Annotated in this window: 6 protein-coding genes; 5 read left to right on the top strand and 1 reads right to left on the bottom strand. The window is 54.3% G+C overall.

The window, feature by feature from the left end:
- The 3 genes from H0V78_10535 to H0V78_10545 form a co-directional block, all read left to right on the top strand.
- The coding region (locus H0V78_10535) for an integrase (GenBank protein MBA2352188.1) at nt 1-140 on the top strand (140 nt) is incomplete at its 5' end.
- A 15-nt stretch (nt 141-155) separates the two neighbouring features.
- The gene (locus tag H0V78_10540) at nt 156-1,001 is read left to right on the top strand and encodes a hypothetical protein (GenBank protein MBA2352189.1); all 846 of its coding nucleotides are present in this window, start codon (nt 156-158) and stop codon (nt 999-1,001) included.
- An 81-nt stretch (nt 1,002-1,082) separates the two neighbouring features.
- Nucleotides 1,083-1,277, top strand: coding sequence for an AlpA family transcriptional regulator (locus tag H0V78_10545; protein MBA2352190.1), 195 nt, complete (start codon nt 1,083-1,085; stop codon nt 1,275-1,277).
- 58 nt (nt 1,278-1,335) lie between these two features.
- Here H0V78_10545 and H0V78_10550 read toward each other — a convergent pair whose 3' ends face one another.
- Complete coding sequence (locus H0V78_10550; GenBank protein MBA2352191.1) at nt 1,336-1,677, bottom strand: hypothetical protein; 342 nt, start codon at nt 1,675-1,677, stop codon at nt 1,336-1,338.
- 55 nt (nt 1,678-1,732) lie between these two features.
- Here H0V78_10550 and H0V78_10555 point away from each other — a divergent pair, with 55 nt between their 5' ends.
- Nucleotides 1,733-3,493 carry a hypothetical protein gene (locus H0V78_10555; protein ID MBA2352192.1) on the top strand — a complete coding sequence of 587 codons (1,761 nt, stop codon included), beginning with the start codon at nt 1,733-1,735 and terminating at the stop codon, nt 3,491-3,493.
- Nucleotides 3,493-3,861: hypothetical protein (locus H0V78_10560; GenBank protein MBA2352193.1), on the top strand; the 369-nt coding region annotated here is incomplete at its 3' end. The genes H0V78_10555 and H0V78_10560, both read left to right, overlap by 1 nt.

Raw genomic sequence — 3,861 nt, forward strand, 5'->3', positions numbered from 1 at the left:
GCAATAAGGTGCGCGGCGCTTACAACAAGGCCGAATACCTGCCAGAGCGCCGCCAGATGATGCAGGCTTGGGCGGACATGCTCGATGCTATGGCGGGCGGCGGTAAGGTAGTCATCGGGAAATTCAACAGAGCGGCTTAACGGCTGCGACCTTAAATGCACGCTCTTAAAATGCTCTTACTTTCACTCTCTAGATTATGCGTTGGGACTTCTGAAATTCTTGGTTTTTTGAGCATTGCCAAGCCTAGGGTAGCTCCCGAAAGCCGGAACCCTTGCCGGCTGGCTTGGCATCCTTTTTCAAAAGCAGCATGGAAGAAACGGCTAGTGTTTAGTGATATTTTCCCTACAGAAGTAGAGTTCGTCCAGCGCCTAGCACTGGAGACGGTTAGAGGGCTTTCGGCGGAAGCACGCGAGCTATTGTTATCGACGACTAAAAGCTGCTTTCAACTTTGGAAATCTGAATGTGGGGAGGCGCCCTTTGTGGGCACCGGCATTCTTGCTGCTAAACCGTCTTGGGAAAAGTTTCCAGAAGCTCCTCCGTGTCAGTGCGCGGGGCAAGACGTATGGAATGAGATTGACCTCGCATTGAGGCTTTTGGCGGAAAGTTACGAGCCATTTGAACAATTATGTGAAGTTGCGGGAAACGAGAATGTCGTCGCCTTATTGGTACTCGATTCTCCAAAGCCCACGCGAACACTTTCGATGCTTCGGGCGGGTAAATATATGCGGGAAAGGAAGATTGACAGGCTTAGAGCAACAGTCGCAGTTATGGACGAAGATGCGGTGATCGGATACCGATACCGAAAGCGTTCTTCAAAGGGCGGTCAAAGGGGCGTTGAAAGTAGATCGAGTAACTCCGAAGCACCAAATATAAAAAATGTAGCTAGAAGACTGCTTCAAGCTGGCGAGCCCAGGTACGGGCTCGCCAGAAAAATCGCCGCCGCGGGGATCAACTTGTCCGAGCGACATATAAATAGAATCCTTAAGGAGGAAGGTTTGTAATCGGACATTAAGTACCGTTTATGTCCGATATGTCTGGAAAATAAGTCATGTCCACTAAGCGCTCTATAGGAGGCAATAGACATGACTCAAGCAATCCTGCGTCTTCCCAAGGTACAAAGCCGAGTTGGCTTATCACGTAGCACAATCTACGCAGCTATTCAAAAAAAGAAGTTTCCTCAACCTATTTCTCTCGGTGTTCGGTCAGTGGGCTGGATCGAAGAAGAGATTGATGCATGGCTCGCATCCCGCATTCATGAAAGCCGCAAGGCTGCATAGCGGGATGGGCTACATGACGACCAGGAAACAAGCCTCATCTCACCGCATAGACATCCTGCTATCCCGGCTTGAAGGCGTCCGAAACACGGGGCCTAGCCAGTGGATCGCCCGATGCTCTGAGCATGACGATCGCCGTCCATCCTTGGTCATCCGCGAACTCGACGACGGTCGAATTCTGCTTCACTGTTTTGCTGGATGCGATACCGCAAGCATCTTGTCCGCTGTCGGACTCGACTTTACCGACCTGTTTCCCGAGCGTCTGCCATTGCACCGGGCGAGGCCGCAGCGCAGGCCGTTCAACAGTATCGACATACTGCGGTGCGTGGGTTTTGAGGCGCTTGTAGCAGCAGTCGCAGCCGGGAACATTGCGCAAGGGATAACTCTTACCCAGGAAGACCACGACCGCTTGTTACTCGCTGCCACGCGCTTGCAGGAAGCTGCCGATCTGGTGAGCCATGCGTAGCAACGCCGTGAGTATTGAACGTGGCGCAGAGGCGCTTGATCGCCTTATCGCACCATCTAGCGTTGCCGGTATTCTTCTTTTGGACGGCGAAGGCAAGAAGAAGTCCCAAGCTACCATCCTGATCGAAATCTGCCGCCCGCTTGAGCTATTCCACGACGCCGACTCGAACGGCTATGCAGTGATCGATAAGACCGACCATAGAGAAGTCTGGCCGATACAATCGCGTGCATTTCGTAACTGGCTTGGCCATCAGTATTACAAACTCACCGAGCAAGGCGCGCGTGGTCAGGCTGTCGGCGATGCGATCGCCACAATCGACGCCAAGGCGCAACATGACTCAAAAGAGCGCGAGGTTTTTTTGCGCGTGGCATGGCTGGCGGATCGCATTTATATCGACCTTGCCGATGACAGGTGGAGGGTTGTCGAGATAAAGGCATCGGGTTGGCAGATTCTGGATAAATCGCCGGTTATGTTCACGCGGCGCGCGGGAATGGCGACGCTGCCAAACCCGGTAAGCGGCAGTCTCGACAATATCGGCGACCTGCTGAATGTCGAACCCGATGACGTAAAGCTGGTGGTCGGATGGTTGCTCATGGCAGCGCGCGGTCGCGGACCTTATCCCGTACTTGTGATACATGGGGAGCACGGTTCGGGCAAAAGCACCCTCACGACTATTCTACGCAATCTGATCGACCCATCTACCGTCCCGCTGCGCGGCTTGAACAAGGATATCCGGGACCTACTGGTGACGGCGACGAACAATCACGTTCTCGTGCTCGATAACTTGTCCGGGCTATCGCCGGAAGTCAGCGATGCACTTTGTCGCTTCGCCGTTGGAGGCGGCTTCGCGGAACGACAGCTGTACACGAACAAGGATGAAGTCATCGTGAATATCCAGCGTCCGGTGATTCTGAACGGGATCGACGAAATCGCAACACGCGGCGACCTGATGGAACGTTCGATCATTCTGCATCTGCCTGTCATAGCCGACACAAAGAGAACTGACGAAGGGCGAAACCTGAAACGCTATGAAGCCATGCGTCCCGGTTTACTCGGCGGACTGTATACGGCGCTGTCTCATGCCATTCGGAAATTGCCGGATACGCACCTTAGTCGTAAGCCGAGAATGGCCGACTTCGCGCTTTGGGTAACGGCGGCAGAGGGCGCACTTGGATGGACGTCGGGCAAGTTTCTTGAAGGCTATCGGCAAAATCAGGATGAAGGCAGCGAGAAAGCCTTGGAAGCCTCACCGTTCGGCGAAGCGCTGGTCAAGTTCATGGCTCGTCGCGCGTGGTGGACTGGCACGGCGACAGACCTGCTGAACGAGCTTGAGCACTACGGCCATGAACGCGCGATCAAGTCGCAGTCGTGGCCGAAGTCAGGCAAGGGCGCATCCAATGCGCTGCGGCGGCTAACTCCCCTACTCAGACGTGTAGGCATCAACATCAATTCCGCGCCACGTGCTGGTTCTGATGGTCGCCGGATGCTAGAGATTGTAAAGACCGAGAAAGTATCGTCAGTAACGTCAGTACCGTCGGCTATTCAGTCGAATCAAGCACTTAGACCTGACGGAGCACTGACGGTACTGACGGAACAACAAATCCGGGAGAAAGTATCGTCAGTGCATCGTCAGTCGCCAAGTACTTGTAAAAAAAAGGATTCTGACGTTACTGACGTTACTGACGATTGTTTCGAGAAAGAAATAACGCAGCTAGGCAAGAACAAACCCGAACCCGACTACGAGGAATTCTGATGGGCGCGTTCGACATTCTGAGCCAGCTTCGCGGCATGGGTTTAACGCTTAGCTTGCAAGGCGAAGCCATCCGAGCCGAACCGAAAGCCGCCATCAATGACGAGGCGCGGGCGCTAATCCGAACGCACAAGGGCGACCTGCTGGCGTTGCTGAAACAGCCGGCGAGCGCAACAGAATCATCATCCGCAACCGCTGTATGCGATCGCTTTATGTCATCGAAAGGAATCGGTACGCACGCGCGCGCGAGCCTTGAATCCATCAACGAGAACTGCGCCGAGTTCTTTGAGGAACGCGCGGCGATCATGGAATACGACGGCAACCTATCCCGTGAAGATGCGGAAGCCGCAGCGCGAGCCGCGACCGAGAAG

Source organism: Burkholderiales bacterium (assembly GCA_013695435.1).
In the GTDB taxonomy this organism is placed as follows: Bacteria; Pseudomonadota; Gammaproteobacteria; order Burkholderiales; family JACMKV01; genus JACMKV01.